Annotated in this window: 27 protein-coding genes and 1 riboswitch; of the genes, 13 read left to right on the top strand and 14 right to left on the bottom strand. The window is 68.2% G+C overall.

The annotated features are described in order from the left end of the window. Positions 1 to 441: 441 nt before the first annotated feature. The 5 genes from LIG30_RS08005 (at position 442) to LIG30_RS07985 (ending at position 6,247) form a co-directional block, all read left to right on the top strand. On the top strand, positions 442 to 1,425 hold the full coding sequence (locus LIG30_RS08005; RefSeq protein ID WP_038711101.1) for a LysR family transcriptional regulator: 984 nt from the start codon (positions 442 to 444) through the stop codon (positions 1,423 to 1,425). A gap of 183 nt (positions 1,426 to 1,608) precedes the next feature. Then, positions 1,609 to 2,607 (top strand): 2-hydroxyacid dehydrogenase, encoded by a 999-nt coding sequence (locus tag LIG30_RS08000; protein WP_038711099.1) that lies wholly within the window; start codon positions 1,609 to 1,611, stop codon positions 2,605 to 2,607. Between the two features lie 227 nt (positions 2,608 to 2,834). Continuing rightward, a complete protein-coding gene (gene bluB / locus LIG30_RS07995; RefSeq protein ID WP_038711096.1) occupies positions 2,835 to 3,584 on the top strand; it encodes a 5,6-dimethylbenzimidazole synthase in 750 nt (249 codons plus the stop codon). Positions 3,585 to 3,814: 230 nt separating this feature from the next. Continuing rightward, positions 3,815 to 4,984 (top strand): MFS transporter, encoded by a 1,170-nt coding sequence (locus tag LIG30_RS07990; protein ID WP_038711095.1) that lies wholly within the window; start codon positions 3,815 to 3,817, stop codon positions 4,982 to 4,984. A gap of 105 nt (positions 4,985 to 5,089) precedes the next feature. Then, complete coding sequence (locus LIG30_RS07985) at positions 5,090 to 6,247, top strand: MFS transporter (protein WP_038711093.1); 1,158 nt, start codon at positions 5,090 to 5,092, stop codon at positions 6,245 to 6,247. 192 nt (positions 6,248 to 6,439) lie between these two features. Here LIG30_RS07985 and fahA read toward each other — a convergent pair whose 3' ends face one another. The 5 genes from fahA to LIG30_RS07960 are packed head-to-tail and all read right to left on the bottom strand — an operon-like array spanning position 6,440 to position 12,373. Continuing rightward, positions 6,440 to 7,747 carry a fumarylacetoacetase gene (gene fahA / locus LIG30_RS07980; protein ID WP_038711091.1) on the bottom strand — a complete coding sequence of 436 codons (1,308 nt, stop codon included), beginning with the start codon at positions 7,745 to 7,747 and terminating at the stop codon, positions 6,440 to 6,442. Further along, positions 7,744 to 9,078, bottom strand: coding sequence for a homogentisate 1,2-dioxygenase (hmgA, locus tag LIG30_RS07975; RefSeq protein WP_038711090.1), 1,335 nt, complete (start codon positions 9,076 to 9,078; stop codon positions 7,744 to 7,746). The genes fahA and hmgA overlap by 4 nt, the downstream gene beginning before the upstream one ends. A gap of 16 nt (positions 9,079 to 9,094) precedes the next feature. Next, positions 9,095 to 10,450 (bottom strand): MFS transporter, encoded by a 1,356-nt coding sequence (locus tag LIG30_RS07970; protein WP_038711087.1) that lies wholly within the window; start codon positions 10,448 to 10,450, stop codon positions 9,095 to 9,097. Further along, the gene (locus LIG30_RS07965; RefSeq protein ID WP_038711085.1) at positions 10,447 to 10,674 is read right to left on the bottom strand and encodes a DUF2783 domain-containing protein; all 228 of its coding nucleotides are present in this window, start codon (positions 10,672 to 10,674) and stop codon (positions 10,447 to 10,449) included. Before LIG30_RS07965 ends, LIG30_RS07970 begins: the two co-directional genes overlap by 4 nt. 31 nt (positions 10,675 to 10,705) lie before the next feature. Beyond that, on the bottom strand, positions 10,706 to 12,373 hold the full coding sequence (locus LIG30_RS07960) for an FAD-dependent oxidoreductase (protein ID WP_038711141.1): 1,668 nt from the start codon (positions 12,371 to 12,373) through the stop codon (positions 10,706 to 10,708). 408 nt (positions 12,374 to 12,781) lie between these two features. Between LIG30_RS07960 and LIG30_RS07955 the strand changes: the two genes are divergently transcribed. Further along, positions 12,782 to 13,585, top strand: a complete 804-nt coding sequence (locus tag LIG30_RS07955) for an EAL domain-containing protein (RefSeq protein WP_038711083.1) — start codon at positions 12,782 to 12,784, stop codon at positions 13,583 to 13,585. A gap of 126 nt (positions 13,586 to 13,711) precedes the next feature. Here the strand turns inward: LIG30_RS07955 and LIG30_RS07950 are convergent, their stop codons facing one another. After that, positions 13,712 to 14,503 carry an IclR family transcriptional regulator gene (locus tag LIG30_RS07950; RefSeq protein ID WP_038711082.1) on the bottom strand — a complete coding sequence of 264 codons (792 nt, stop codon included), beginning with the start codon at positions 14,501 to 14,503 and terminating at the stop codon, positions 13,712 to 13,714. A gap of 225 nt (positions 14,504 to 14,728) precedes the next feature. On the opposite strand from LIG30_RS07950, the gene LIG30_RS07945 reads away from it, so the two are divergent. Further along, positions 14,729 to 15,916 carry an acyl-CoA dehydrogenase gene (locus LIG30_RS07945; RefSeq protein ID WP_038711080.1) on the top strand — a complete coding sequence of 396 codons (1,188 nt, stop codon included), beginning with the start codon at positions 14,729 to 14,731 and terminating at the stop codon, positions 15,914 to 15,916. Positions 15,917 to 16,072: 156 nt separating this feature from the next. On the opposite strand, the gene LIG30_RS07940 is transcribed toward LIG30_RS07945, so the two are convergent. Then, positions 16,073 to 16,711, bottom strand: coding sequence for a peroxiredoxin (locus LIG30_RS07940; protein ID WP_038711078.1), 639 nt, complete (start codon positions 16,709 to 16,711; stop codon positions 16,073 to 16,075). A gap of 309 nt (positions 16,712 to 17,020) precedes the next feature. Between LIG30_RS07940 and LIG30_RS07935 the strand changes: the two genes are divergently transcribed. The 3 genes from LIG30_RS07935 to LIG30_RS07925 all read left to right on the top strand — a co-directional run bounded on the left by LIG30_RS07935 (position 17,021) and on the right by LIG30_RS07925 (position 18,378). Next, positions 17,021 to 17,323, top strand: coding sequence for a DUF883 family protein (locus LIG30_RS07935; RefSeq protein WP_038711140.1), 303 nt, complete (start codon positions 17,021 to 17,023; stop codon positions 17,321 to 17,323). 127 nt (positions 17,324 to 17,450) lie between these two features. Beyond that, positions 17,451 to 17,840: a phage holin family protein gene (locus tag LIG30_RS07930; protein WP_038711077.1), complete on the top strand. Its 390-nt coding sequence runs from the start codon at positions 17,451 to 17,453 to the stop codon at positions 17,838 to 17,840. 43 nt (positions 17,841 to 17,883) lie between these two features. Then, entirely contained in the window at positions 17,884 to 18,378 is a 495-nt protein-coding gene (locus tag LIG30_RS07925; RefSeq protein WP_051994917.1) for a DUF3318 domain-containing protein, read from the top strand. 25 nt (positions 18,379 to 18,403) lie between these two features. Here the strand turns inward: LIG30_RS07925 and LIG30_RS07920 are convergent, their stop codons facing one another. From LIG30_RS07920 to glyA, 7 genes are all read right to left on the bottom strand, one after another. After that, positions 18,404 to 18,829, bottom strand: a complete 426-nt coding sequence (locus LIG30_RS07920; protein ID WP_038711076.1) for a type IV pilin protein — start codon at positions 18,827 to 18,829, stop codon at positions 18,404 to 18,406. An 18-nt stretch (positions 18,830 to 18,847) separates the two neighbouring features. Next, positions 18,848 to 19,324: a hypothetical protein gene (locus LIG30_RS07915; protein WP_038711075.1), complete on the bottom strand. Its 477-nt coding sequence runs from the start codon at positions 19,322 to 19,324 to the stop codon at positions 18,848 to 18,850. A gap of 62 nt (positions 19,325 to 19,386) precedes the next feature. Beyond that, on the bottom strand, positions 19,387 to 20,232 hold the full coding sequence (locus LIG30_RS07910) for a PilW family protein (RefSeq protein ID WP_038711074.1): 846 nt from the start codon (positions 20,230 to 20,232) through the stop codon (positions 19,387 to 19,389). Next, a complete protein-coding gene (locus LIG30_RS07905; protein ID WP_051994915.1) occupies positions 20,222 to 20,584 on the bottom strand; it encodes a hypothetical protein in 363 nt (120 codons plus the stop codon). The genes LIG30_RS07910 and LIG30_RS07905 overlap by 11 nt, the downstream gene beginning before the upstream one ends. 41 nt (positions 20,585 to 20,625) lie before the next feature. Next, positions 20,626 to 21,189 carry a GspH/FimT family pseudopilin gene (locus LIG30_RS07900; protein ID WP_038711072.1) on the bottom strand — a complete coding sequence of 188 codons (564 nt, stop codon included), beginning with the start codon at positions 21,187 to 21,189 and terminating at the stop codon, positions 20,626 to 20,628. Positions 21,190 to 21,344: 155 nt separating this feature from the next. Then, complete coding sequence (nrdR, locus tag LIG30_RS07895) at positions 21,345 to 21,824, bottom strand: transcriptional regulator NrdR (RefSeq protein ID WP_038711071.1); 480 nt, start codon at positions 21,822 to 21,824, stop codon at positions 21,345 to 21,347. 6 nt (positions 21,825 to 21,830) lie between these two features. Continuing rightward, the gene (glyA, locus tag LIG30_RS07890; protein ID WP_038711069.1) at positions 21,831 to 23,078 is read right to left on the bottom strand and encodes a serine hydroxymethyltransferase; all 1,248 of its coding nucleotides are present in this window, start codon (positions 23,076 to 23,078) and stop codon (positions 21,831 to 21,833) included. A 136-nt stretch (positions 23,079 to 23,214) separates the two neighbouring features. Next, a riboswitch (ZMP/ZTP riboswitch) is annotated at positions 23,215 to 23,314 on the bottom strand. A gap of 212 nt (positions 23,315 to 23,526) precedes the next feature. Between glyA and LIG30_RS07885 the strand changes: the two genes are divergently transcribed. The 3 genes from LIG30_RS07885 to tolQ all read left to right on the top strand — a co-directional run bounded on the left by LIG30_RS07885 (position 23,527) and on the right by tolQ (position 25,670). Beyond that, the gene (locus LIG30_RS07885; RefSeq protein WP_038711068.1) at positions 23,527 to 24,273 is read left to right on the top strand and encodes an SDR family oxidoreductase; all 747 of its coding nucleotides are present in this window, start codon (positions 23,527 to 23,529) and stop codon (positions 24,271 to 24,273) included. A 68-nt stretch (positions 24,274 to 24,341) separates the two neighbouring features. Then, positions 24,342 to 24,827, top strand: a complete 486-nt coding sequence (gene ybgC / locus LIG30_RS07880) for a tol-pal system-associated acyl-CoA thioesterase (protein WP_038711066.1) — start codon at positions 24,342 to 24,344, stop codon at positions 24,825 to 24,827. Between the two features lie 165 nt (positions 24,828 to 24,992). Further along, positions 24,993 to 25,670: a protein TolQ gene (gene tolQ, locus LIG30_RS07875; protein WP_038711065.1), complete on the top strand. Its 678-nt coding sequence runs from the start codon at positions 24,993 to 24,995 to the stop codon at positions 25,668 to 25,670. Positions 25,671 to 25,672: the final 2 nt, after the last annotated feature.

Genomic DNA, 25,672 nt, shown 5'->3' with positions numbered 1-25,672 from the left:
TGAAAAAATGCCGCACCGGGAAAATCGTGTCGCGGCACTTCCGTCGCGAATAAGACGATTCTCCGCAGATATAAGAAAAATCACCTATAAATGCAAGACGATTCTTAAACTCATGAAGGACAGCCTCCACTCCTTCTGATAAGAAAGACTCGAATCGAGAATTTACCGACGAATCGACCGCGCATCATTGAAATATCGGCGCTCCGGAGAATACATCGCATGCGATACGCGGCATTGCGCTTTTGCGCAACCCGCGTCTTTTGCGGGTTGACGAGCATCGCCGCCTTATTGAACAATCGCTCACGTTATGAACAATCGTCCACGTTATCGAGCGACCATTTCGATACGACGACGATATGCGCTTCGCTCGCCGGGGGGCTGGCTTGCGCGACGGAAAAACACAACCATAATCACTCAATCGGGCCAGGAATTACGCAAGCCATGAACCAGATTCAGAACATGCGTGTTTTCGTCTGTGTCGCCGAACAGCAGAGCTTTCGGCGCGCGGCGCATCAACTCGGCGTGTCGAACGCGCTCGTCACCCGTTCGATCGCGATGCTCGAGGATCACCTGAATACGCGGCTGATTCACCGGACCACCCGAAACCTGTCGCTCACGGAGGCCGGCACACGCTATCTGGAAGGCTGCCGCGCGTTGCTCGAGGAGTTCGACAGCCTCGAGGCATCGGTCGCGCACGAGGTGCGCGAGCCGGTCGGCACGTTGCGCGTCGTCGCGTCGGGCATGCTGTCGCCGCTCGCGCTGACGCCGCTCGTCGCCGGCTTCCAGCGCCGCTACCCGCAGGTGCGGGTGCAGCTCACGATCTCCGAGTGCCCGGTCGACATGCTCGACACCGGCTACGACGTCGGCATCCTGACCGGCCGCCGCCTCGACGGCAACCCGGCAATCGTCGGCCACGCGCTTGCGCAGAACACGCTCGTGCCATGCGCGGCGCCCGCCTATCTCGAACGGCACGGCGAGCCGCACACGCCCGACGACCTGCTGCGCCACGACTGGGTCTCGCTGGCGCCGCACCTGCATCCTGCCGCATGGCGGCTGATCGGCCCGGACGACGCCACGCATCTGGTGTCGGCACGGCCCGTCTGTACCGCGAACCATCTGTCGCTCGTGCAGGCGGCGGCCATCGCGGGCTCGGGCGTCGCGGTGCTGCCGGAAAGCTTCGCCGCCGATGCGCTGGCGAGCGGCGCGCTCGTGCGGCTGCTCGCCGGCTACCGGATCGACGATCCGGATTCGGAACTGTCGATCGTCTATCCGAACCGGCAATTCGTGCCCGCGCGCACCCGCAGCTTCGTCGAGCACGCGATCGATCATTTCAACACGCCGGCCGTCCTCGCCACCGGCAGCTATCCGTTCCTCCACAAGCCACGCGCGGGCGAACGCCCGGACATCGTCACGGGGCTGCAGTAAACTGCACGCGTCACGCTAGGGTCTGTTTACATACGGAACGCACATGCGTTGCCACGAGAACGGCCGCTCGCGAGGCGCGTGACGCGGCGAGCGGCCGTTCTCGTGACACCCCCAAGCTTGATGTTCATTCCAGGTGAATGCCCGAAATCGCCCGTATGTAAACAGACCCCAGGGAGGCAGCGCGTGCGCGTGATCCTGTTCAGCAGCCGTCAGTACGACAACGATTCGTTTACCGCGGCGAACCGCCAGTTCGGCTACCGGCTGCACTTCCAGCCATCGCATCTCGACGCGGAGACGGCGATCCTCGCGCACGGCTACGAGGTGGTCTGCCCGTTCGTCAACGACACGATCGACGCGGCGGTGCTCGAGCGCCTTGCCGACGGCGGCACGCGGCTCATCGCGCTGCGCTCGGCGGGCTTCAACCACGTCGACCTCGCCGCTGCCGAACGGCTCGGCATCGCGGTCGTGCGCGTGCCGGCGTATTCGCCGCATGCGATCGCCGAGCATGCGGTCGCGCTGATCCTCGCGCTCAACCGCCGCCTGCCGCGCGCGGTCGCCCGCACTCGCGAAGGGGACTTCTCGCTCAACGGGCTGCTCGGCTTCGACCTGTACGGCAAGACCATCGGCGTGATCGGCACCGGGATGATCGGCAGCGTGTTCGCACGCATCATGATGGGGTTCGGGATGAAGGTCCTCGCCCATTCGGTGCCGCCGTACGACGGCGAGCTGATCGCGCAGGGTGCGCGCTATGTGGGGCTCGACGAGCTGCTGCGCCACGCGGACATCGTCAGCCTGCACTGCCCGCTGCTGCCGTCGACCCACCACCTGATCAACGCGCGCACGCTCGCGCAGATGAAGCATGGCGCGATGCTGATCAACACCGGGCGCGGCGGCCTCGTCGACGCGCAGGCGCTGATCGACGCGCTCAAGAGCGGCCAGCTCGGCCATCTCGGGCTCGACGTCTACGAAGAAGAAAGCGGGCTGTTCTTCGAGGATCACTCGGATCAGCCGCTGCAGGACGACGTGCTGGCACGGCTCCTGACGTTTCCGAACGTGATCGTCACGTCGCACCAGGCGTTCTTCACGCGCGAAGCGCTCGCCGAGATCGCGCATACGACGCTGCTCAACATCGAGGCCTGGCACGCCGGGAAGCCGCAGAACGTCGTGTCGGCGAATCGCTGACGCGGGGCGGAGGCGTTCGCGCTTCGCCTGAGCCTGAGCCTGAGCCTGAGCCTGAGCCTGAGCCTGAGCCTGAGCCTGAGCCTGAGCCTGAGCCTGAGCCCGAGCCCGAGCCCGAGCCTGCGGACTGCGGACTGCGGACTGCGGACTGCCGCCAGTCTCGCCTGTCGCACGTCATCGCCGCGCGGTCTGTTATCGTTGCGGCGATTTCATTGCGTTCCGTGCCGACCATGCGTTTCGACGATCCCGCCATTGCAGCCGTCTACCGTGCCATCTTCGAGCGGCGCGACATGCGCCACTTCACGCCGGCGCCCGTCGACCCCGCCGCACTCGCGCGCCTGCTGCGCGCCGCCCACCACGCGCCGAGCGTCGGCTTCATGCAACCGTGGCGCTTCATCCGCGTGACCGACACCGCGCTGCGCGCGCGCATCTACGAACTCGTCGAGGCCGAGCGCATCGCCACGGCCGACGCGCTCGGCGAGCGGCACGACGAGTTCATGCGGCTGAAGGTCGAGGGCGTGCGCGAGTGCGGCGAGCTGCTGGTCGTCGCGCTGACCGACGGCCGCGAGCGCCACGTGTTCGGCCGCCGCACGCTGCCGGAGATGGATCTCGCGTCGGCCGCCTGCGCGATCCAGAACATGTGGCTCGCCGCGCGCGCCGAAGGGCTCGGCATGGGCTGGGTGTCGCTGTTCGACGTCGACGCGCTGCGCGCGCTGCTCGGCATCCCCGACGGCGCAAAGCCGATCGCGATCCTCTGCCTCGGGCACGTCGACGCGTTCTATGCGAAGCCGATGCTCGAAGAGGAACGCTGGGCCGCGCGGATGCCGCTCGAGGCGTGCCTGTTCGAGAATGGCTGGAGCAACCCGCCGGCCTCGGCAGAAGCGTCGGCCGAATCCCCGACTGAAACTCAGGGTGAACCTTCGACCGACACGCCTGCGGAAGCGCCGCTTGAACATTCGGTGAAAGCGCCGGGCGCGTAACGGCACACTTCGGCACCGCGACTCTCGCGATCCCGCCGCCCGCCGCTCGCCTCACCGTCGCCGACGCGCCAGCCGCGGCGCGCAGCGGTCCATACCGCTTCGCGCCCGCACCCGATCCGGCCCCGAGCATAAGGGTTTCTACTAGCGTAGAATCGCCGCCTGACGCGCTCCCCCGTCCGCGCCGCGCATCCCGCGCGCGCCAGGCAACCACTCCTCCGCCACCACCCGCGATGCCCCTGCCCCTCTTTGCCCTTGCCGTCGCCGCTTTTGGAATCGGTACCACCGAGTTCGTGATCATGAGGCTGCTGCCCAACGTCGCCCGCGATCTGGGCGTGTCGATCCCTGCCGCCGGGATGCTCGTGTCCGGCTATGCGCTCGGCGTCACGATCGGCGCGCCGATCCTCGCGATCGTCACCGCGAAGATGCCGCGCAAGCGCGCGCTGATGGGGCTGATCGGGCTGTTCATCGCGGGCAACCTATTCTGCGCGATCGCGCCCGGCTACACCCTGCTGATGGTCGCGCGCGTCGTCACCGCGTTCTGCCACGGTGCGTTCTTCGGCATCGGCTCGGTGGTCGCGAGCGGCCTCGTCGCGCCGAACCGCCGCGCGCAGGCGATCGCGCTGATGTTTACCGGCCTCACGCTCGCGAACGTGCTCGGCGTGCCGCTCGGCACGGCGCTCGGCCAGGCGTACGGCTGGCGCGCGACCTTCTGGGCCGTGACCGGCATCGGCATCGCCGCCGCGGCCGCGCTCGCGGTGTGCCTGCCGAAGCATCTGGAGATGCCGAAAACGAGCATCACCCGCGAATTCAACGTGCTGAAGCATCCGCAAGTGCTGATGGTGCTCGGCATCAGCGTGCTCGCGTCCGCGAGCCTGTTCAGCGTGTTTACCTACATCACGCCGATCCTCGAGGACGTCACCGGCTACACGCCGCATCAGGTCACCTACGTGCTGCTGCTGTTCGGCGTCGGCCTGACGGTCGGCGGCACGCTTGGCGGCAAGCTCGCGGACTGGCGCCGGATGCCGTCGCTGCTCGCGTCGCTCGGCTCGATCGGCTTCGTGCTCGCGCTGTTCGCCGGCACGATGCATCTGCCGCACGCCGCGCTCGTGACGATCTTCGTGTGGGGCGTGCTCGCGTTCGCGATCGTGCCGCCGCTGCAGATCCTGATCGTCGACCGTGCGAGCGACGCGCCGAATCTCGCGTCGACGCTCAATCAGGGCGCGTTCAACCTCGGCAACGCGACGGGCGCATGGCTCGGCGGGATGGCGATCGGCACGGGCGTGCCGCTTGCGGAACTGCCGTGGGTCGGCGCCGCGATGGCCGTCGCGGCGCTCGCGCTCACGCTGTGGTCCGCGTCGCTCGAACGGCGTCCCGCCGCCGCGCCGACCGAATGCGCGTAAGCGCCGCCGGCCGGGCCGCACGGCCCGGCCGCCATCGCGCCGGATCGCGCGTGCAATGACCGCGTTCATGGAGCGATACGGCAGGCCGGTGTAGCATTGCGGCCGATGAAAACCGTTCTCTCTCGCGATTTCCTGGCGCTGATCCTGAGCGTCGCCGTCGTCGGTCTTGGCACCGGCGCCACCCTCCCCCTCACTGCACTCGCGCTGACGGAAGCCGGCCACGGCACCAACGTCGTCGGCATGATGACCGCCGCGCAGGCCGGCGGCGGCCTCGCGATCGTGCCGTTCGTCACCGCGCTCGCGCGCCGTTTCGGCGCGCGCCGAGCGATCGTCGCGTCGGTGCTGCTGCTCGCCGCCGCGACCGCGCTGATGCAGGTCACGTCGAATCTGTGGGTGTGGGGCATGCTGCGGCTGCTGTGCGGCGCGGCGCTGATGCTGCTCTTCACGATCGGCGAAGCGTGGGTCAACCAGCTCGCCGACGACGCGACGCGCGGCCGCGTGGTCGCGCTCTACGCGACCAACTTCACGCTGTTCCAGATGGCGGGCCCGGTGCTCGTCAGCCAGATCGCCGGCTTCACCGGCATCCGCTTTGCGCTGTCCGGCGCGCTGTTCCTGCTCGCGCTGCCGTCGCTCGGATCGATCCGGCGCGCACCGCTCACCGACGGCGCCCATCACGACACGCACGGCCACTGGCGCAGCGTGATGCCGCGCATGCCCGCGCTGATCATCGGCACGGGATTCTTCGCGCTGTTCGACACGCTCGCGCTGTCGCTGCTGCCGATCTTCGCGATGGATCACGGCGTCGCGAGCGAGGCGGCAGTGCTGTTCGCGTCGATCCTGCTGTTCGGCGACACCGCGATGCAGTTCCCGATCGGCTGGCTCGCCGACAAGCTCGGCCGCGAGCGCGTGCATCTCGGCGCCGGCTGCATCGTGCTCGCACTGCTGCCGTTCGTGCCGCTCGTCGTGACGAATCCGTGGCTGTGCTGGCCGCTCCTGTTCGTGCTCGGCGCGGCGGCGGGCAGCATCTATACGCTGTCGCTCGTCGCGTGCGGCGAACGCTTTCGCGGCACGGCGCTCGTCACCGCCAGCTCGCTCGTGTCCGCGTCGTGGAGCGCGGCGAGCTTCGGCGGCCCGCTCGTGGCCGGCGCATTGATGGAGCAAATGGGAAGCAACGCGCTGATCGGCGTGCTGATCGGCAGCGCGGCGGCGTTCGTCGCCGCCGCGCTGTGGGAACGCCGGGCCGCACCGCAGCGCGCGGTCTGACCCGGACAGGGCGCGCCGGCGCCTCGCGCGGCACGGCACGAGTCAGCTCGACTTGGACTGGGACTTGGACTCGAACTCGAACTCGGCTCAGATCGGATCAACACCGTTCGAATCGACACGGCCCAGCGCGCCACCCCGTCGCGCACGGCAGCCCGCGCTCCGAAGGCCGCGCATCGCCGACACTCCGGTCGCTTACGCGCCCGGCGCCGGCAGGATCTTGCCGACGCAGGTGCCGAAGCCGACCCGATAGCCGTCGCCCTGGCACCAGCCGGCCAGCGTCAGCTCGTCGCCGTCCTCGAGGAACGCGCGGCTGCCGCCGCCCTTCAGCGCCACCGGCTCCTTGCCGTTCCATGTCAGTTCGAGCAGGCTGCCGAACGAATCCTTCGTCGGCCCGCTGATCGTGCCCGACCCCATCAAGTCGCCGACCCGCGTGTTGCAGCCCGCGACCGTGTGATGCGCGAGCTGCTGCGCCATCGACCAGTACATATGCCTGAAGTTGGTCCGGCAGATCGTCGTTGCGTCGGCCGCGCCGTCGGGACGCAGCGTGACCTCGAGCGCGATGTCGAAGCCGTGCTCGCCCGCATGCCGCAGGTACGCGAGCGGCTCGGGCGTCTGCGCCGGCTGCGCGGTACGGAACGGCTCCAGCGCGTCGAGCGTGACGATCCACGGCGAGATCGTCGTCGCGAACGTCTTCGCGTTGAACGGCCCGAGCGGCACGTATTCCCATTGCTGGATGTCGCGCGCGCTCCAGTCGTTCAGCAGCACCATGCCGAAGATGTGCGCCTCCGCATCCCCGCACGCGATCGGCTCGCCGAGCGCGTTGCCCTGCCCGACGACGAAGCCGGTCTCCAGTTCGATGTCGAGCTTGCGGCACGCGCCGAACACCGGGCGCTCCTGGTCGGGTGCCTTCAGTTGCCCGTTCGGGCGCCGCACCGGCGTGCCGCTCACCACCACCGACGACGCGCGGCCGTTGTAGCCGATCGGCATTTCCGACCAGTTCGGCAACAGCGCGTTCTTCGGATCGCGGAACATCGAGCCGACGTTGGTCGCGTGTTCCTTCGACGAATAGAAATCGGTATAGCCCGGAATCTCGACGGGCAGATGCAGCGTCGCGCCGCGCTGCGGCACGAGCGCCTGCGCGCGCAGCGCCGCGTCGTCGCGCAGGCGCGCGGTGTCGCGCGCGAACAGCGCGCTCAACTGCACGCGCACGCTGCGCCACGCGTCGCGGCCGAGCGCGATGAACGCGTTCAGCGACGGCGCGTCGAACACGTTGCCGGCGCCGGCCGGCAACGTCACGAGGCCCGCGCGCGCGAGCGCCGCGAGGTCGACGATCTGGTCGCCGAGCGCAACACCGGCGCGGCGCGCCGGTTGCTTCGCATCGCTGAAGATGCCGGACGGCAGGTTCTGGATCGGGAAATCGCAGGCGGGATCGTTCGCCGTGTCGAGCCAGCTCTTGCGAGCCGGATCGAGGGTAACGCGCCAGTCGGGGGTTGCGCTCATCGTTGCTCCGGATTGAAGTGTTTCTTGAGGCCTTGCCAGCATTCGAAGTAGTTCGCCTGCAGCTGCGCGGTGTCGAGCGCAAAGCGCGTCGGGCGGATCAGCGCAGGGGTTTCGAACATGAACGCCATCGTGTCGCCGACCTTGTTCGGCTTCGTCGTGTCGATCGCGGACGCCTTCTCGAACGTGTCCGCATCCGGCCCGTGGCCCGACATGCAGTTGTGCAGGCTCGCGCCGCCCGGCACGAAGCCTTCGGCCTTCGCGTCGTACGCGCCGTGCACGAGGCCCATGAATTCGCTCGCGACGTTGCGGTGGAACCAGGGCGGACGGAACGTGTTTTCGGCGGCGAGCCAGCGCGGCGGGAAGATCACGAAGTCGATCGCGTCGACGCCCGGCGTATCGCTTTGCGACTGCAGCACGAGGAAGATCGACGGGTCCGGATGGTCGTAGCTGATCGAGCCGATCGTGTTGAACAGGCGCAGGTCGTACTTGTACGGCGCGTAGTTGCCGTGCCAGGCGACCACGTCGAGCGGCGAGTGGCCGATGTCGGCACGCCACAGGCGGCCGTTCAGCTTGGTGACGAGCTCGAATGCGCCTTCGCGATCCTCGTAGGCCGCCTGCGGCGTCAGGAAGTCGCGCGGGTTCGCGAGGCCGTTCGAGCCGATCGGGCCCAGATCCGGCAGACGCAGCAGCGCGCCGAAGTTCTCGCAGATGTAGCCGCGCGCGGTGCCGTCCGGCAGCGCGACCGTGAAGCGCACGCCGCGCGGAATCACCGCGATCTCGAACGGCTCCACGTCGAGCCGGCCGAATTCCGTCGCAATCGCGAGGCGGCCTGCCTGCGGGACGATCAGCAATTCGCCGTCCGAGTTGTAGAAGAAGCGGTCCTGCATCGAGCGATTCGCCGCGTACAGGTGGATCGCGCAGCCGCGCATCGCGGCGGCCGAGCCGTTGCCGGCCATCGTCACCCACCCTTCGACGAAGTCGGTCGGCTCGACGGGCATCGGCAGCGGATCCCAGCGAAGCTGGTTCGGCGGCGTCGGCGGCACGTCGGCCGAATCGCCGAAATCCGCGACGACGCGCTGCGCGCCGGAAAACGGCTCGAACGGCCGGTGCACCGCGCCCGGGCGGATGCGGTAGAGCCACGAGCGGCGGTTGTAGCCGCGCGGCGCGGTGAATGCGGTGCCGGACAGCTGCTCCGCATAGAGGCCGTACGGCGCGCGTTGCGGCGAATTGCGGCCGTGCGGCAGCGCGCCGGGCAGTGCCTCCGTCGCGAATTCGTTCGCGAACCCGCTCAGGTAGCCGGCGGTCGCCGGTTTCGACAGATCAAGCGTCATCGTTTCATTTCTCCATTCAGGCGGCGCCCGGCGCTTCCGCGCCGCGACGCCGCGTCACGCCCGCGAGGCCGAGCACGAGCAATGCCGAACACAGGACGGGCACCGCCGCCGCGTGAAACAGCGCGCCGTTCGACCAGTTGAGCGCAATCAGTTGCCCGCCGACGAGCGGCCCGAGCACCGAGCCGATGCGGCCGATGCCGAGACTCCAGCCGATGCCCGTCGAGCGCAGGGAAGTCGGGTAATACTGGCCGGCGAGCGCGTTGACGGCCGGCTGGCCGCCGACCACGCAGAACCCGCCGGCGAACACGACGATCAGCAGCCACGGCAGCGCATGCGCGACCGAGCCGATCAGCCCGACCGACAGCGCGGCGCACGCGAAGCAGACGAACAGCACGCGCACGAAGCCGTGCCGCTCGATGAAGGCGCCGAGCGACAGCGTGCCGATCACGCCGCCCGTCTGCAGCACCGTGCCGACGATCACCGCCGTCGCCTGCGAATAGCCGGCGTCGCGCATCACGGTCGGCAGCCAGTTCGACAGGAAATACAGGTCGATCAGGTTCATGAAGCTGATCGACCACAGCAGCAGCGTGACCGGCAGGCGGCCGTGGCGGAACAGCTCGGCGACCGGCGCGCCATCGGCCGCCCGCTCGCGCACGACGAGCGTCGTGCGCGCGTCGATGCCCGCCGCCGGCGCGAAGCGCGCGAGCCAGTCGCGCGCCTGCGCGTCGCGCCCCTTCAGCACCAGGAACTGCAGCGACTCGGGCAGGCGCGCCGCCATCACGGCCGCGAGCGCGAGCGGCACCGCGCCGCCGACGAAGAACACCGCGCGCCAGCCGAGCAGCGGGATCAGCGCGGCGCTGAGGAAGCCGCCGAGCGCCGCGCCGAGCGTGAAGCCGCACGACACGTACATCATCCGCTTCACGCGGTGCGCGGCCGGGCTGAACTCGCCGACGAGCGCCATCGCGTTCGGCATGATGCAGCCGAGCCCGAGGCCGGTGACGAAGCGCAGCGCCATCAGCGCGGGAATCGACGCGGCGAACGGCGTCGCGAGCATCGTCAGCGCGAAGAACAGCGTCGCGCCGATCAGCACCGGACGCCGCCCGATCCGGTCGGCCAGCACGGAAAGCCCGAGCGCACCGAGCAGCATGCCGAACAGGCTCGCGCTGAACACCGGCCCGAGCGCCTGCTTCGGCACACCCCATTCGGCGATCACGCTCGGCGCGACATAGCCCATCGCCTGCGCGTCGAAGCCGTCGATCATCAGGCACATCCCGCACAGCGCGAGCAGCATCCAGTGAAAGCCGGGGCGATGGGTCTCCTCGATCACGCGCTCGACTTCGAGCGCGCGGCCGGCGGGCGAAGCGGCGCTCATTGCACGCTCCCCGAGATGGGATGCACGAGCGGCGCCGCGCCCTGACGCGCGATCGTCATCGCTTCGCGCAATACGTCGATGTCGCCGATCTGGTTCGCGAGCAGCAGGATCAGCTTCGCGTTGACGAGCTGGCTCTCGCTGTCGGGCAGATCGCGGTGCATGTCGATCAGGGCCTCATAGAACGCGTCCGGATCGGCCAGACGCAAACGGGTGTCGAGGGTCATGACAGGTGTCTCCGATATCGTTTTGATGTGGTCAGGCCGCGCAGATCGCACGCGCGACGGCCTGGCCGACCGCCTGCGGATCGAGCGCGCGCGTCCGCGCGCACACGTGCTGGTCGGGTCGCAGCAGGTAGAACGTGCCGGGCCGCGCGTCGTAGCGCTGCGCGACCACCCCGTCGACGTCCTCCAGCACGTCGACGCCGGGCACCGGCTGCGCGTGCCCGTTCGGCACGACCAGCACCGGGCGCACCGGCAGCGCGTGGCCGGCCACCGCCTGCGCGAGCGCCGCGGCGTCGCCCGGCAGGCCGAACAGCATGCCGGTGAAGCCGTCGCGCAAATGCTGCAGCAGCCAGTCCGCCGCGCCGTTCACGCGCACCGGCGCATCGACCGCCGCCGCGCCCGGCCGCATCGCGCACGCGAACGCATCGCCGGCGCGATCCGGCGTGTTGAGCGGCGAATCGGCGAGCACCGCCGGCACCGACAGGCGGCCGCTGTTGACGAGCTTGCGCGCGAATTCACAGTCGCGCGCGAGCTTGAGCGTCGCGTCGCGGAACACCCGCGAAATCGGGCTCTTCGGCGTGATGAAATCGGTCGAGCGGGTCGAGTTGCGAATGTTCTCGTCGGCGGCGAACTCGCGTTCGCACGCGTAGGTGTCGAGCAGGCGCTCGGGCGCGCGGCCGTCGAGCACCAGCTTGAGCTTCCACGCGAGATTGTCGGCATCCTGCACGCCGCTGTTCGCGCCGCGCGCGCCGAACGGCGACACGCCATGTGCCGAGTCCCCCGCGAACAGCACGCGGCCGTGGCGGAACGAATCCATCCGCTGGCAGCGGAACGTGTAGACGCTGACCCACTCCAGCTCGAACTCGGCGTCCGGGCCGAGCAGCGCGCGCACGCGCGGGATCACGCGCTCGGGCTGCTTCTCGGCGACCGGATCGGCATCCCAGCCGAGCTGGAAGTCGATGCGCCAGACGTTGTCCGGCTGACGGTGCAGCAGCACCGACTGGTTGCGGTGGAACGGCGGATCGAACCAGAACCAGCGCTCGGTCGGGAATTCCGCCTTCATCTTCACGTCCGCGATCAGGAAGTGGTCCTTGAACGTGCGGCCGTGGCTTTCGAGCCCCATCATCGTGCGCACCGGGCTGCGCGAGCCGTCCGCCGCGATCACGTAGCGCGCGCGCAGCGTCTCCACGCCTTCCGGCGTCTCGACCGTCAGCTCGGCATGCTCCGCCGACTGCACGAGGCCCGTCACCTTGCTCTTCCAGCGGATCTCGAGGTTCGGCAGCGCGAACGCGCGCTCGGCCAGATAGCCTTCCACGTAGTACTGCTGGAGATTGATGAACGCCGGCCGCGCATGGCCGGCCTCCGGCAGCAGGTCGAACGTATACAGCAGCTCGTCCTGCAGGAACACCTTGCCGACGTGCCAGCTCACGCCCTTCTCGACGAAACGCTCGCCGCAGCCGAGGCGGTCGAAGACCTCGAGCGTGCGTTTCGCGAAGCAGATCGCACGCGAGCCGGTGGACAGCGTGTCGTCGTCGTCGAGCACCACGACGGGCACGCCCTGCTGCGCGAGGTCGATCGCGGCGGACAGGCCGACCGGCCCCGCGCCGACGACCACCACCGGATGGATCGCCGCATCACTGTCTGCCGCGCGCTCCGCGCGCGGCCGGTATGCAAATTTCAGGTTCTGGTAGTCGATGTTCATGATCGCCATCCGTCCGCTCAGCCCGCGAGGGTCCGCCACGTGTTCCGGTCGCGCAGCGCCATGCATGCGCATGCGTGCTCCGGACGCCGCTCGGCCGTGACCCGCCGTTCCGTCAGATCCGCCTGCCAAGCCCGTTCCTTCTCACCCGCCATGTCTCGCTCCTTGCTTCCTGTTGAACGGGGAACGGCATCGCGCTGCCGCGCCCGATTTCCGCTTTCTTGATCTTCGACAAATTCTTGATTTACGAATAGTAAAACGAATTACGCATAGTGAAATCAACGTAAACCCTGAAGCACGGCCGGGCGCGGGATAACGTTATGAGCAAATCGACGAGCCGAGCCGATTGCGCGCTGCTACTATCGATGCGTGCGGCGGCCGGTCCGGCCGCCCTGACTCATTGCCGACCCCATGATTCCGCCTACCATTCCAGAGCTGGTCGCCCGTGCCGGGCAACTGCCTTATTTGCGGGATCACCTCGCGCTCGACTCCGCCGGTGCCGCGTGCGCGCATCTGCCCGGCCTGACGCTCGGCAGCGCCTACGAACCGATCTACGACGTGACGATGCCGGGCGCGCCGCCGTCCGCGTCGTTTTCCGACGCGATCGAACGCTATGGCGATGAACTCGGTTTCCAGGCGGTGACGCAGATGGCGGGGGCGCCGTGCGACCCGTTCAACGTGGCGGCCGACGACCAGGCGCTCGTCGCGCTCGACCGGCTCGCGCGCACGCTGCATGCGATCAACTTCTTCGGCGCGCAGCGCCACGGGCTATTGTTCGTGCGGGTGCACGAGCGGCTGCTCAAGAGCGTGAAGTACGACCACGGCAAGCATTTCTCGTCGGTGCTGACGCGCTTCGGGCTGCCGCCCGAGCGGATCGTGATCGAGCTGCCGGCGGCCGCGGTCGCGCACAAGACCTTTCTCGGCTACCTGACCCGCAGCTACCAGCACCACGGATTCAAGGTCGCCGACAAGCTGCCCGATCCGGGGCGCATCCTCGCGGTGGATTCGGACATGGCGCGGCCGGACTACATCAAGATGGATGCGACCGTCGCGTTGCGCGACGGCATGGTGAAGGCGCTGGTCGGCTATGCGCAGCGCATGAGGATTCCGCTGATCTTCGATCAGGTCGCCGACGAGACCCAGTGCGAACTGCTGCGTCAGCACGACGTGCGGCTGATGCAGGGGCCGGTGTTCGCCAGGACCGAGTCGGCCTGACGCAGGGGCCGGCGTTCCTCAGAACCGAAGCACCTAACCGGATCCGCGTGACCGCGCGCCGCGGCCCCGCAGCCGAGCGCGAAAGAGCCCGCCGTCACGCTACCCACTGCACGCTATCCGCCTCGGTCAGGCCGGCTCGCCGAGCCGCCGTGCGAGCGCCTTCAGGCGCGGGCCGACCTGGGTCCTGAACACGTCCTCGCCCATCGACGACGCCGGACCGCTGCAGCTCAGGATCAGCCAGCGCCCCTCCCGCGCCTCGCGAAACGGCACGGCGGCGGCGTTCACGTCCGCGTGCCACGCACGGAACGAATAGCAGCATCCGGCTGCCGCGAACTCCGCGACCGCGCGCTGCGCCGCGTCGACGAGCGCATCGGCGTCCGCGCCGCCGCCCGCCGCCTTGTGCAGCTCGGCGAACAGCGCGCGCCGCACGTCTTCCGGCTGCACGGCCAGATACGCGCGCCCCATCGAACTCGTCAGCATCGACAGCCGCGAGCCCGGCGCCAGCCCGAGCGTGAGCGCGGTCTCGCTGCGGATCGTCTCCAGATAGATCATGTCGAGCCCGTCGCGGCAGCCGAGCGAGACCGCCGCGCCGATCTCGCGCGCGAGCGACTGCATGTGCGGCCGGGCCAGGTCCAGCGTGCTCGCGCCGGACAGCAGCGCATAGCCGAGCGACAGCACCCCCGCGTCGAGCGCGTACTTGCCGAGCGTCTCGTCATAACGCAGATAGCCGAGCACCGTCAGCGTATACGCGAGCCGGTTCACCGTCGCCTTCGGCAGGCCGGTGCGCTCCGCGAAGTCGCGATTGCCGAGCATCGGCTCGCCGGGACGGAACGCGCGCAGCAGGTCCAGCCCGCGCGCGAGCGCAACGACGAACTTGCGTTCGTCCACTTCTCGATCGTTGATGGTTGCAAGCGTCATCTGGTGCTACACTGGGATGCAATTGCAAAACATTGTTCCGCACAGCGGAACTACAGTCAAGTAAACCGTAGGCATGGAATCCGATCAAGCGCCAAGGCGCCAACTCGGGTCGACCGCGAAGCATGGGACCCGAGTAACCGCCGAAGCACCAACTCGGGTCGACCGCATAGCATGGGACCCGAGTAAGCGCTGAAGCGCCAACTCGGGTCGACAGGAGATGAGACGATGAGTGCTGCAACTTTTCATTGGGACGATCCGCTGCTGCTCGACCAGCAGCTCACCGAAGAAGAGCGCATGGTGCGCGAGGCCGCGCGGGCCTATTCGCAGGACAAGCTCGCGCCGCGCGTCATCGAAGCGTTCCGCCACGAACGCACCGATGCAGAGATCTTCCGCGAAATGGGCGAACTCGGCCTGCTCGGCCCGACGATCCCCGAGCAATACGGCGGCCCCGGTCTCAATTACGTGAGCTACGGCCTCATCGCGCGCGAAGTCGAGCGCGTCGACTCCGGTTACCGGTCGATGATGTCGGTGCAGTCGTCGCTCGTGATGGTGCCGATCTTCGAATTCGGCTCCGACGCGCAGAAGGAGAAATACCTGCCGAAGCTCGCCACCGGGGAATGGATCGGCTGCTTCGGCCTGACCGAGCCGAACCACGGCTCCGATCCGGGCAGCATGGTGACCCGCGCGAAGAAAGTGTCCGGCGGTTTTTCGCTGTCCGGCTCGAAGATGTGGATCACGAACTCGCCGATCGCCGACGTGTTCGTCGTCTGGGCGAAGCTCAAGGAAGACGGCCGCGACACGATCCGCGGCTTCATTCTCGAGAAGGGCTGGAAGGGTCTGTCCGCACCGGCGATTCACGGCAAGGTCGGCCTGCGCGCGTCGATCACCGGCGAGATCGTGCTCGATGAAGTGTTCGTGCCCGAGGAGAACATGCTGCCGAACGTCTCCGGCCTGCGCGGCCCGTTCACGTGCCTGAACTCGGCGCGCTACGGGATCGCGTGGGGCGCGCTCGGCGCCGCCGAATCGTGCTGGCACACCGCGCGCCAGTATGTGCTCGACCGCAAGCAGTTCGGCCGGCCGCTCGCCGCGAACCAGCTGATCCAGAAAAAGCTCGCCGACATGCAGACGGAAATCACGCTCGGCCTGCAAGGCGTGCTGCGCCTCGGCCGGATGAAGGACGAAGGCACGGCGGCCGTCGAGATCACGTCGATCATGAAGCGCAACTCGTGCGGCAAGGCGCTCGACGTCGCGCGGCTCGCGCGCGACATGCTGGGCGGCAACGGCATCTCCGACGAGTTCGGCGTCGCCCGCCACCTCGTCAACCTCGAAGTGGTCAACACCTACGAGGGCACGCACGACATCCACGCGCTGATCCTCGGCCGCGCGCAGACGGGCATCCAGGCGTTCTTCTGATCGCCGCGCGTCCGCGTACGCGCACGCTCCGCATGCACGAAAGGGACGGCCCGCCCGGCATAAATGCCGGGCGGGCCGTTTGCGTTCGAATCGACGCGCGCGGGCTCTGGACCGCGCGACGGACGTGCCGCCGGCGCGAGCGCGCCGCGCCGTGCTTCACTTGTTCGGCTGCGGGGTGACGCGCAGGTACGGACGCACCGCGTTGAAGCCCTTCGGGAAACGCTGCTTCAGTTCTTCCGGGTCCTTCAGCGACGGGACGATCACCACGTCGTCGCCGTCCTTCCAGTTGCCCGGCGTCGCGACCTTGTAGTTGTCCGTCAGCTGCAGCGAGTCGATCACGCGCAGCACCTCGTCGAAGTTGCGCCCGGTGCTGGCCGGATACGTGATGATGAGCCGCACCTTCTTGTTCGGATCGATCACGAACAGCGAGCGCACGGTGAGCGTCTCGTTCGCGTTCGGGTGGATCATGTCGTAAAGCTGCGATACCTTGCGGTCGGCGTCGGCGATGATCGGGAAGCCGACGTGCGTGGCCTGCGTGTCGTTGATGTCGTCGATCCAGCCTTTGTGCGATTCGACGCTGTCGACCGACAGCGCGATCACCTTCACGTTGCGCTTCTCGAACTCGCCCTTCAGCTTCGCGGTCAGCCCGAGCTCCGTCGTGCACACCGGCGTGTAGTCGGCCGGATGGGAGAACAACACGCCCCAGCTGCCGCCGAGCCATTCATGAAACTTGATGCGGCCGAGGCTCGAATCCTGTTCGAAATCCGGCGCGATGTCGCCAAGACGCAGACTCATGGTGTTCTCTCCTTGAACGAAGGGGGTGAAAGTCGCCGCGCCATACGCGCGGCCCGTCGGGAAGCTTACGGGAAGCGGGCGGTCACGCGAACGAATATTCCGTTCGATATTCATACATTTTTGTCATTTTTGACCGCGTTCCGGCAACGGCCGGAAACTTTTCCGCACGATCACCTCTCTCTATACATTACAAATCGTTTACCATTCCGACACATGTGGCGCGCAACCCTGCGCGATCCCGACTCGCCAGCAGGCACGCGTTTCGTTACGATATGAACCTGACGCATGATCAGCACGAAGGGAGTTGCAATGTCGGAAATCAACAAGGAGAAACTGATGTCGGATATCAAGACCGTTCTCGCGGACGCAGAAGACCTGCTCAAGCAAGCTGCGAGCAGCACGGGCGACCGTGCGTCCGAGCTGCGCGAGAAGGCGCTGTCGCGTCTGAAGCAGGCGAAGGAAAAGGCGGCCGACGTCCAGGTCGTGGTGGTCGAGAAGGGCAAGAAGGCCGCGCGCGCAACCGACGATTACGTGCACGAGCATCCGTGGACGTCGATCGGCATCGCGGCCGGCGTCGGCGTGCTGATCGGCCTGCTGATCAATCGCAAGTAACGCGCGAACCGCGCCGCCCGCCGCCGCGGGCTGTCGTTGCACGGCCCGGCGGCACCGAAGCTGACTGGCACAAGCACGCCGGTCGGCTTTGTCTCAGCCGTTTTTCGCACGCGCAAGCACACCATACATGACGACAGACACCAAATCGCAGCCGTCGGGGCACGGGCCGCTGCGCCGCCTCGTCGGTTCCGCGATCGGGCTTTTGCAGACGCGCCTCGAGCTGGTGGGCATCGAGCTTGCCGAGGAAAAGGAGCGACTCCTCGGCGTGCTGTTCTTCGGGCTCGCCGCGATGATGCTGGCGATGATGGCACTCGTCAGCCTGACCGTGCTCGTCGCGATCGCTTTCTGGGACAGCTATCGCTGGCAGTCGCTCGCGGCCATTACCGCGCTGTATGCGCTGGCCGCCGCCGGATGCGCGCTGAAGGCGCGTGCGGACGTGCGGGAGGCGCCGACCATGTTCGAAGCCACGCTGACCGAACTCGAGAAAGACCGCGAGCTGTTCCGCGCCAAGTCATGAACGCGCAGGCGTTCGTCCTCATCACTCACTTCGCCGACGCGCCATGAGCCAGAATGTCACGGCCAACAAATACCGCACCTTTTCGCCGCGCGCGCATTTGAGCGCCGCGCAGCATCGCGCGATCCGCAAGGAACTGCTGATCCTGCGCTCGGACGTCGAGCGGCTGGAGCTGGCGGAAGCTGGCACCGAACTGCGCGAGGCCATCGCCCGCTTCCGCTGGATCAAGCTGCTCGTCCCCGGGCTGGCCAGCGGCTCGATCGGCCAGTCCGCGAAGAACCTCAACGCGAGCCTCAGCCAGTTGGTGAGCCAGTATCCGATCCTCAGCTCGCTTGCGTCGCTCGTCATCGCCAAGCCGGTGCGTTCGCTGCTGCGCACGAGCGCCGGCCCGACGTTGAAGTGGGGCTCGCTCGGCTTTGCCGCGTGGGAGATCTACCAGATCTGGAAGCACGCCCGTCGAACGGGCGCGGGTGAAGCCGGGAACGAAACCGCGAGCGAAGCCGGAAGCGCGCCCGCCACCGAAACCGCCGGCGACGACTGACGCGCGGCCGCGAACCCGCTCCCCGTCAACGCAATCCCCAGCACGCCGGCTCCCACTCGTCCACGCCGCCCGCGAGCACGTTGCCCTTCGTGCCGTCGGAACGCAACGAGAAGACCCCGCACCGGTCATCACGCATCGGCCCCGGGGCGAGCGGCTGCGCTTCCAGCGCATACGCGATGAAGCTGTCGCCGTCCGGGCGCCGCATCCGCAGCCGATACACGGCGCGCCCCTCCGCCGGCGCACGGGCGAGCCCGTCCGGCAGGCTCGACGGCAGCGCGCCGTCGAGCGTCTCGAGATGCTGCGCCGCGCGGTACAGCGCGGCGACTGCCGACGCGCGATGCCCTTGCGCGACGTGCTGCCGATACGACGGGATCGCAAAGCCCGCCAGCAACGCGACGATTGCCAGCGCAACCACCAGTTCGATCAACGTGAATCCGGCCGACTGACGCATGCATGCCTCCGTGGCGTATCAAGGCGACGCCGCGACGCGGCGCCAGCGTTGCGCGACGATCCGGCCGCCACGGATCAGGATCTGCATCTGCAGCCATGCGGCGCTCGACGCATGCGAGCCGACGCCGTGCGCGGTCACGAGATACGCGCGGCCGGGCGCGGGATGCCCGATGCCCCACGCTTCGATCAGGCAACGTGGCGGACGCGCGGCCATCGGCCATGCGGCGAACGGCTCGATCGCTTCGGGCCTCGCGAGCGCCGACGCGCGCCGCCACGCGTCGGGCTCGGCGTGCGATATGCCCGCATCCAGATAGGCCGCCTCCCCGCGCCTCAAGCGCGCCACACAGGCAGCAAGCGCGGCATCGGCGGCATGAAACGCGATCAGTCGATCGGACAGCGCGCGCGTCCTCCGCGCCTCGGTCAACGCGGCCTCGAACCATGCGCCCGTCAGTGCCACGATTGCGGCGGCAACCGTAACGACCGCGGGAAGCGCCATCCCCGTCATGCGGCGAATTCGCTTGCCGGAGGCAGGAGGCCGCCCGCGGCGCTCAGGTCGGATCATGGCAGCGCCTCCCCTTGATGCGCGCCGGCGCGCGCACCGCCCTCGCCCTCGTTGCCGTTGCCGTCACTCGCATTTCTCAACGCAATGACGCGATGAAGCGTCAGCCGCCCGCGGCCGTCGCGCGCCGCCGCGTCATTGCCGTCGCAATCACGATAGCGCGCGCCGGCCTGTCTGAACTCGCCCCGGGCGCGCACGCAAACATGCACCGCCTCGACCCGCGCCCAGTCGTCCGCACGCATCGCGCCCGCGTCGACGAACCGCGTCGCGCCGCGCGGCAGAAAACGGAAGCGCAACTGCTCGATTCCAGCGACGACGGGTTGCGCGACGCCGGGACGGCCGCTTCCCTCGCAATACAGCTCGGGCTCGCCGGTGGACGGGCTGGCGTGCGCGTCGAAGCGATTCGACACGAACGGGCGCGCACCCGCCGCGCCGACGCCCTGCCCCAGACAATCCGACGCGTCTCCGCCGGCGGTCGGCCAGGTCGACACCGCATCGCCGACATAGCGCACCATCAGCGAATCGGACTGGGTGCGCGCGGATTCGCACCACGGCTGCGCGTCCGGGCCACGCACCCTGCCCGACGCGCACCCGAACAGCGGCCGGAACGGCGAGCCGAACGTGGCGTCGAGCGGGCGGAATCCCGCCATCTGAATGTGCTGGCCAACCAGCATCAGTGTCGTGCTGGCAGCATCGCGCATGAGAAAGGCGTCGTCGGCGCGACGCTGCGCCACGCGCTGCGTGTGGTACAGCGTGCCCGCCGCCGCAAGCACCAGCAGGCCGACGGACAGCGCGATCAGCACCTCGAGCAGCGTATGCGCGCGGGCGGACCGGTCAGCGCGCATCGCGGCGCGCCTCCGCAAACGGCACGCGCGCGCACGACGGCAAGCGCGACGACGCGCGCCACGCATCGCACGGCGCGGCAGCGCCGGCATCGCCGTCGCGCCATACGACGACGGCGACCCGCGCGTCGCCCTGCCCGGCGACGACCGTCACCGTGCCATCGGGCAGCGACGCCGCAGCCAATGCCACCAGCCATGGATCGGCACTGGCCGCGGCGCGCGCGCCTTCGATGCGCGCATCGGCCAGCCACAACGCACGCTCGCGCCAGATCGTCGTGCGCTGCGCGCGCAGCATCGCGAGCTGGCTGCCCGTCACCGCGAGCATCAGCGCTGCGAGAAGCGCGACAGCCACCATCACCTCGATCAGCGACGTGCCGTTCGCAAGGCGAGCGGGCCTCACGCCACGCCCTCGCACCGCCCCGCGACGACGCGCGCCCGACCGCCCGCCGCGATCCGTACGCAGCGCGACGCGCGCGCCTGCTCCACGATGGACACGCTGCGCCGGGAACGCACTTCGAAACGCCGGAAGCCGCCGATGACCTGCCCCGCCGGCGGCGTGAACGCGAGCTCATGCAACGCGCCGGCGACCACGACTTCCGGATCGTGCGGAAAATGCCGCAACACGCGCGCGCGCCCGCCGACATCCGCATGCACCGCCCAGTCGCACGACCAGCCGGCCGCGCCACAGCCCGCGTCGGGCCGCAGGCATGTGCCGTCCCGCGCGGCCCGGCACAGCGTGACCCGCGTGCCGAGGCGCATGGCTTCCGCACGCGCGAACGCCATCGCGCCGAGCAACGTGCGCGAGCGCGCGTCGACACGTTCGCGCATGCGCCACTGGTCGAACGCCGGCGCCGTGAACAGCGCGAGTCCGGCCAGCAGCGCGATCACGACCATCAGCTCGACAAGCGTGAACCCGCGCGCCACCCGCCCCGCGCATTCGACACATCCGATCCCGGCCATCGCCTTCCTCCGCCAATGCGATGGACCGACTCTAACGGCGCGCACGACACCGCGCCATCTGCCGAACGGCCAGCTGAAGTGACGCGGCCGCGCCGCGCACAATCGGCACGACACGGATCAGACAAAAGGGGAATGCGATGAACCGGCGCAGCGCTTCAGCGCTTGCGCGGCGGCTTGGCAGGCGACGCGCGACGGAACTCTTCGATCACGTCGGCAAATTCGGAGACGTCCTCGAACCGGCGATACACCGACGCGAAACGGACATAGGCAATCGTATCGAGGCCGCGCAGCTCGTTCATCACGAGTTCGCCGAGCTTCTCGCTACGCACTTCGCGCTCGCCGGTTGCGAGCAATTGATATTCGATGCGGGCGACCGCCGCGTCGATCGCGTCAGCCGCAACCGGCCGCTTGCGCAGCGCGAGTTGCATGCTGGCGACGATCTTGCGACGGTCGAACTCCGTTCGGCTGCCGTCCTTCTTCACGACGGCCGGCAACGCCAGCTCGACCCGCTCATACGTCGTGAAACGCTTGTCGCAGGCCGAGCAGCGGCGGCGCCGGCGAATCGCGGCGCCGTCTTCCGACACGCGGGAATCGATCACCTGCGTGTCGTCATGCCGGCAGAACGGGCAGCGCATGGCCGATCAGCGATAGACCGGGAAGCGCTTGGTCAGCTCGGCGACCTGCGCGCGCACGCGCTCGAGCGTCGCCGCGTCTTCCGGCTGCTCGAGCACGTCGGCGATCAGGTTGCCGACCAGCTCGGCTTCGGCCGTGCCGAAGCCGCGCGTCGTCATCGCCGGCGAGCCGAGACGGACGCCGCTCGTCACGAACGGCTTTTCCGGATCGTTCGGGATCGCGTTCTTGTTGACCGTGATGTGCGCAGCGCCGAGCGCGGCTTCGGCCGCCTTGCCGGTGATGTTCTTCGCACGCAGGTCGACGAGCATCACGTGGCTTTCGGTACGGCCCGACACGATGCGCAGGCCGCGCTTGACGAGCGTCTCGGCCAGCACGCGCGCGTTCTCGACCACCTTCTGCTGGTATTCCTTGAATTCCGGTGCCAGCGCTTCCTTGAACGCGACGGCCTTGCCGGCGATCACGTGCATCAGCGGGCCGCCCTGGATGCCCGGGAAGATCGCCGAGTTGATCTGCTTCTCGTACTCGGCCTTCATCAGGATCACGCCGCCGCGCGGGCCGCGCAGGCTCTTGTGCGTGGTCGTGGTGACGAAATCGGCGTGCGGCACCGGGTTCGGGTAGACGCCCGCGGCGATCAGGCCGGCGTAGTGCGCCATGTCGACCATCAAGTAAGCGCCGACCGACTTCGCGATCTTCGCCATGCGCTCGAAATCGATCTTCAGCGCGAACGCCGACGCGCCCGCGACGATCAGCTTCGGCTTGTGTTCCTGCGCGAGCTTCTCGGCGGCTTCGTAGTCGATGTCTTCCTGCTCGTTCAGGCCGTAGCTGACGACGTTGAACCACTTGCCCGACATGTTGACGGGCGAGCCGTGCGTCAGGTGGCCGCCGTGCGCGAGGCTCATGCCCATGATCGTGTCGCCCGGCTTCAGCATCGCGAAGAAGACGCCCTGGTTCGCCTGCGAACCCGAGTTCGGCTGGACGTTCGCGGCTTCCGCGCCGAACAGCTGCTTCACGCGGTCGATCGCGAGCTGCTCGACGATGTCGACGTACTCGCAGCCGCCGTAATAGCGCTTGCCCGGATAACCTTCCGCGTACTTGTTGGTGAGCTGCGAGCCCTGTGCGGCCATCACGGCCGGGCTCGTGTAGTTTTCGGAGGCGATCAGCTCGATGTGATCTTCCTGTCGGCCGTTCTCCTGCTGGATGGCTGCCCAGACTTCGGGATCGACATTCGCAATGGTGCTTTGGGCTCTGTCAAACATACGGTTTCCGTTAAGTGTGTACAGGTTGACCGGGACGGCCGAGTACAGTGCGCTGCTGGCGGAACCAGCTCGACGTGGCGGAAGAATCCGTATGACGCGAGGCAGGACAGCCACCGGCGATGTAGACGCGGCGTGCGACGGCTGCCCAGGCGAACGGCAAAAACGGTGCCCTGCGCTTCACGGTGGGATGCTCCACCTTGAACCCGAGGGTTCTATCGCCAGTCACGCAGGGGTGATGAGCGCATAAGTTTATTGGATGCGTGTTGAATAGGCAACCGCGCGCGCGACGCCCGAATCGATTGGGGTCCGAGCCCCTGCGCGCACGCGGAAGCGGCCCCGTGCGCCTTGCCGCTGCGCGGCAATCTCAGTAGGCTAGGGCCCGTTATCAATCAGCGTGAACTGGCCCTAACAGGCTCTCCATTCGCTTCACCACCGACCAGGAGTTGCAATGATCGTGTTCGTCACAGGGGCGTCCGCCGGCTTCGGCGCCGCCATCGCCCGCGCCTTCGTCAACGGCGGCCATCGCGTGATCGCGGCCGCACGCCGCAAGGAGCGCCTCGACGCGCTCGCGGCCGAGCTGGGCGACGCGCTGTTGCCGATCGCGCTCGACGTGCGCGACCGCGCGGCTGTCGAGGCCGTCGAAGCCGCGCTGCCGCCCGAGTTCGCCGCGATCGACGTGCTCGTCAACAACGCCGGGCTCGCGCTGGGTGTCGAGCCGGCCCAGAAGGCGAGCCTCGACGAATGGCAGACGATGATCGACACGAACTGCTCGGGCCTCGTGACGGTCACGCACGCGCTGCTGCCCGGCATGATCGCGCGCGGCCGCGGCCACGTGTTCAACCTGGGCTCGGTCGCGGGCACCTACCCGTATCCGGGCGGCAACGTCTACGGCGCGACCAAGGCGTTCGTCCGGCAATTCAGCCTGAACCTGCGCACCGACCTGATCGGCACGCCGCTGCGCGTCACCGACATCGAGCCGGGCCTGTGCGGCGGCACCGAGTTCTCGAACGTCCGCTTCCGCGGCGACGACCAGAAAGCGGCCAACGTCTACGCGAACGTCCAGCCGCTGACGGCCGAGGACATCGCCGACACGATCTACTGGGTCGCCACCCGCCCGGCGCACGTCAACATCAACACGATCGAGATGATGCCGGTCGCCCAGGCGCCCGCCGGCCTCGCCGTCCACCGCGGCTGACGCCCCGGCGAGGCGGGCGCGCCGGCCACAACATTCCGTTACGAATCGGGCCACCCGCTTCCGGTAGAATGCGCGCCATGACACTGCCTACCCGCCCCGCCGAAGCGGCGCCCGGCTTCGCCTGGCCGGTTCGCGTCTATTACGAGGACACCGATGCCGGCGGCATCGTGTTCTACGCGAACTACCTGAAGTTCTTCGAGCGCGCGCGCACCGAGTGGCTGCGCGCGTGCGGCATCGACCAGCAACGGCTGGCCGACGAGACCGGCGCGATCTTCATCGTCCGGAGCGCGGCACTCGACTATCGCGCGCCCGCGAAGCTCGACGACATGCTGACGATCGCGTGCCGGATCGACCGGATCGGCCGCGCATCGGTGGAATTCACGCAAGAGGCGTGGCGCGGCGGCACGCTGCTCGTGGCCGGCAACGTCCGCATCGGCTGCGTCGAGCGCACCGCGATCCGTCCGGCGGCGATCCCGCCGGACGTGCTCGAAGCGCTGCACCACGGGCCGGTCATCGACACCGCCGGGCAGGCCGTGTCAACGACACTCGCTTGAGCCCCGTTTAGACGAAGCCGATGAACTCGCTTTCCTGAATCGATACTAAGCAAGGTTCGGCGCCAGGCGCGGCGGCGGCATCGCGGCCTGCCGGCGCGCCGCGCGACACGCGTGCCGGGCGCCCCGTAGCCGGGAGCCCTCCGAAGGGACGTTACTCAAACCTCTATGAACACATCTCAAGACCTGTCGATCATTACCCTCGTCCTCCACGCGAGCGTGCTCGCCCAGGCAGTGATGGGGCTGCTTCTCGCGCTGTCGCTGATGTCCTGGACGTTCATCTTCCGCAAGTGGTTCGCGATCCGCCGCGCACGCGCGCAGACCGAGCGCTTCGAGCGGGATTTCTGGTCGGGCGGCGACCTGCAGGCGCTGTATCAGAGCGCGGCGAACAACCGCCATACGATCGGCGCGCTCGAGCGGATCTTCGAATCGGGGATGCGCGAGTTCCTGAAGGCGAAGGAGAAGCGCATCAGCGATCCGGGCCTCGTGCTCGACGGAGCCCGCCGCGCGATGCGCGCGTCGTTCCAGCGCGAGATGGACGTGCTCGAAGCGAACCTCGCGTTCCTCGCATCGGTCGGCTCGGTCAGCCCGTACATCGGCCTGTTCGGCACCGTATGGGGGATCATGAATTCGTTCCGCGGTCTCGCGAACGTCCAGCAGGCGACGCTCGCGAACGTCGCGCCGGGCATCGCCGAGGCGCTCGTCGCAACGGCGATCGGCCTGTTCGCGGCGATTCCGGCCGTGGTCGCGTACAACCGCTACGCGCACGACATCGATCGCCTCGCCATCCGCTTCGAGACCTTCATCGAGGAATTCTCGAACATCCTGCAGCGTCAAGCCCAGTAAGG

This window comes from Burkholderia sp. lig30 (genome assembly GCF_000687455.2).
Lineage (GTDB): Bacteria > Pseudomonadota > Gammaproteobacteria > Burkholderiales > Burkholderiaceae > Burkholderia.
Note: the sequence above shows the minus strand (reverse complement) of the source record. Positions and strands in the feature narration are given on the sequence as shown.

Coding starts and splice junctions, on each gene's coding strand:
- LIG30_RS08005 (WP_038711101.1), top strand. CDS start 442: ATGAACCAGATTCAGAACATGCGTGTTTTCGTCTGTGTCGCCGAACAG.
- bluB (WP_038711096.1), top strand. CDS start 2,835: ATGCGTTTCGACGATCCCGCCATTGCAGCCGTCTACCGTGCCATCTTC.
- LIG30_RS07990 (WP_038711095.1), top strand. CDS start 3,815: ATGCCCCTGCCCCTCTTTGCCCTTGCCGTCGCCGCTTTTGGAATCGGT.
- LIG30_RS07985 (WP_038711093.1), top strand. CDS start 5,090: ATGAAAACCGTTCTCTCTCGCGATTTCCTGGCGCTGATCCTGAGCGTC.
- fahA (WP_038711091.1), bottom strand. CDS start 7,747: ATGAGCGCAACCCCCGACTGGCGCGTTACCCTCGATCCGGCTCGCAAG.
- hmgA (WP_038711090.1), bottom strand. CDS start 9,078: ATGACGCTTGATCTGTCGAAACCGGCGACCGCCGGCTACCTGAGCGGG.
- LIG30_RS07970 (WP_038711087.1), bottom strand. CDS start 10,450: ATGAGCGCCGCTTCGCCCGCCGGCCGCGCGCTCGAAGTCGAGCGCGTG.
- LIG30_RS07965 (WP_038711085.1), bottom strand. CDS start 10,674: ATGACCCTCGACACCCGTTTGCGTCTGGCCGATCCGGACGCGTTCTAT.
- LIG30_RS07960 (WP_038711141.1), bottom strand. CDS start 12,373: ATGAACATCGACTACCAGAACCTGAAATTTGCATACCGGCCGCGCGCG.
- LIG30_RS07955 (WP_038711083.1), top strand. CDS start 12,782: ATGATTCCGCCTACCATTCCAGAGCTGGTCGCCCGTGCCGGGCAACTG.
- LIG30_RS07950 (WP_038711082.1), bottom strand. CDS start 14,503: ATGACGCTTGCAACCATCAACGATCGAGAAGTGGACGAACGCAAGTTC.
- LIG30_RS07945 (WP_038711080.1), top strand. CDS start 14,729: ATGAGTGCTGCAACTTTTCATTGGGACGATCCGCTGCTGCTCGACCAG.
- LIG30_RS07940 (WP_038711078.1), bottom strand. CDS start 16,711: ATGAGTCTGCGTCTTGGCGACATCGCGCCGGATTTCGAACAGGATTCG.
- LIG30_RS07935 (WP_038711140.1), top strand. CDS start 17,021: ATGTCGGAAATCAACAAGGAGAAACTGATGTCGGATATCAAGACCGTT.
- LIG30_RS07930 (WP_038711077.1), top strand. CDS start 17,451: ATGACGACAGACACCAAATCGCAGCCGTCGGGGCACGGGCCGCTGCGC.
- LIG30_RS07925 (WP_051994917.1), top strand. CDS start 17,884: ATGAGCCAGAATGTCACGGCCAACAAATACCGCACCTTTTCGCCGCGC.
- LIG30_RS07920 (WP_038711076.1), bottom strand. CDS start 18,829: ATGCGTCAGTCGGCCGGATTCACGTTGATCGAACTGGTGGTTGCGCTG.
- LIG30_RS07915 (WP_038711075.1), bottom strand. CDS start 19,324: ATGGCGCTTCCCGCGGTCGTTACGGTTGCCGCCGCAATCGTGGCACTG.
- LIG30_RS07910 (WP_038711074.1), bottom strand. CDS start 20,232: ATGCGCGCTGACCGGTCCGCCCGCGCGCATACGCTGCTCGAGGTGCTG.
- LIG30_RS07905 (WP_051994915.1), bottom strand. CDS start 20,584: ATGGTGGCTGTCGCGCTTCTCGCAGCGCTGATGCTCGCGGTGACGGGC.
- LIG30_RS07900 (WP_038711072.1), bottom strand. CDS start 21,189: ATGGCCGGGATCGGATGTGTCGAATGCGCGGGGCGGGTGGCGCGCGGG.
- nrdR (WP_038711071.1), bottom strand. CDS start 21,824: ATGCGCTGCCCGTTCTGCCGGCATGACGACACGCAGGTGATCGATTCC.
- glyA (WP_038711069.1), bottom strand. CDS start 23,078: ATGTTTGACAGAGCCCAAAGCACCATTGCGAATGTCGATCCCGAAGTC.
- LIG30_RS07885 (WP_038711068.1), top strand. CDS start 23,527: ATGATCGTGTTCGTCACAGGGGCGTCCGCCGGCTTCGGCGCCGCCATC.
- ybgC (WP_038711066.1), top strand. CDS start 24,342: ATGCGCGCCATGACACTGCCTACCCGCCCCGCCGAAGCGGCGCCCGGC.
- tolQ (WP_038711065.1), top strand. CDS start 24,993: ATGAACACATCTCAAGACCTGTCGATCATTACCCTCGTCCTCCACGCG.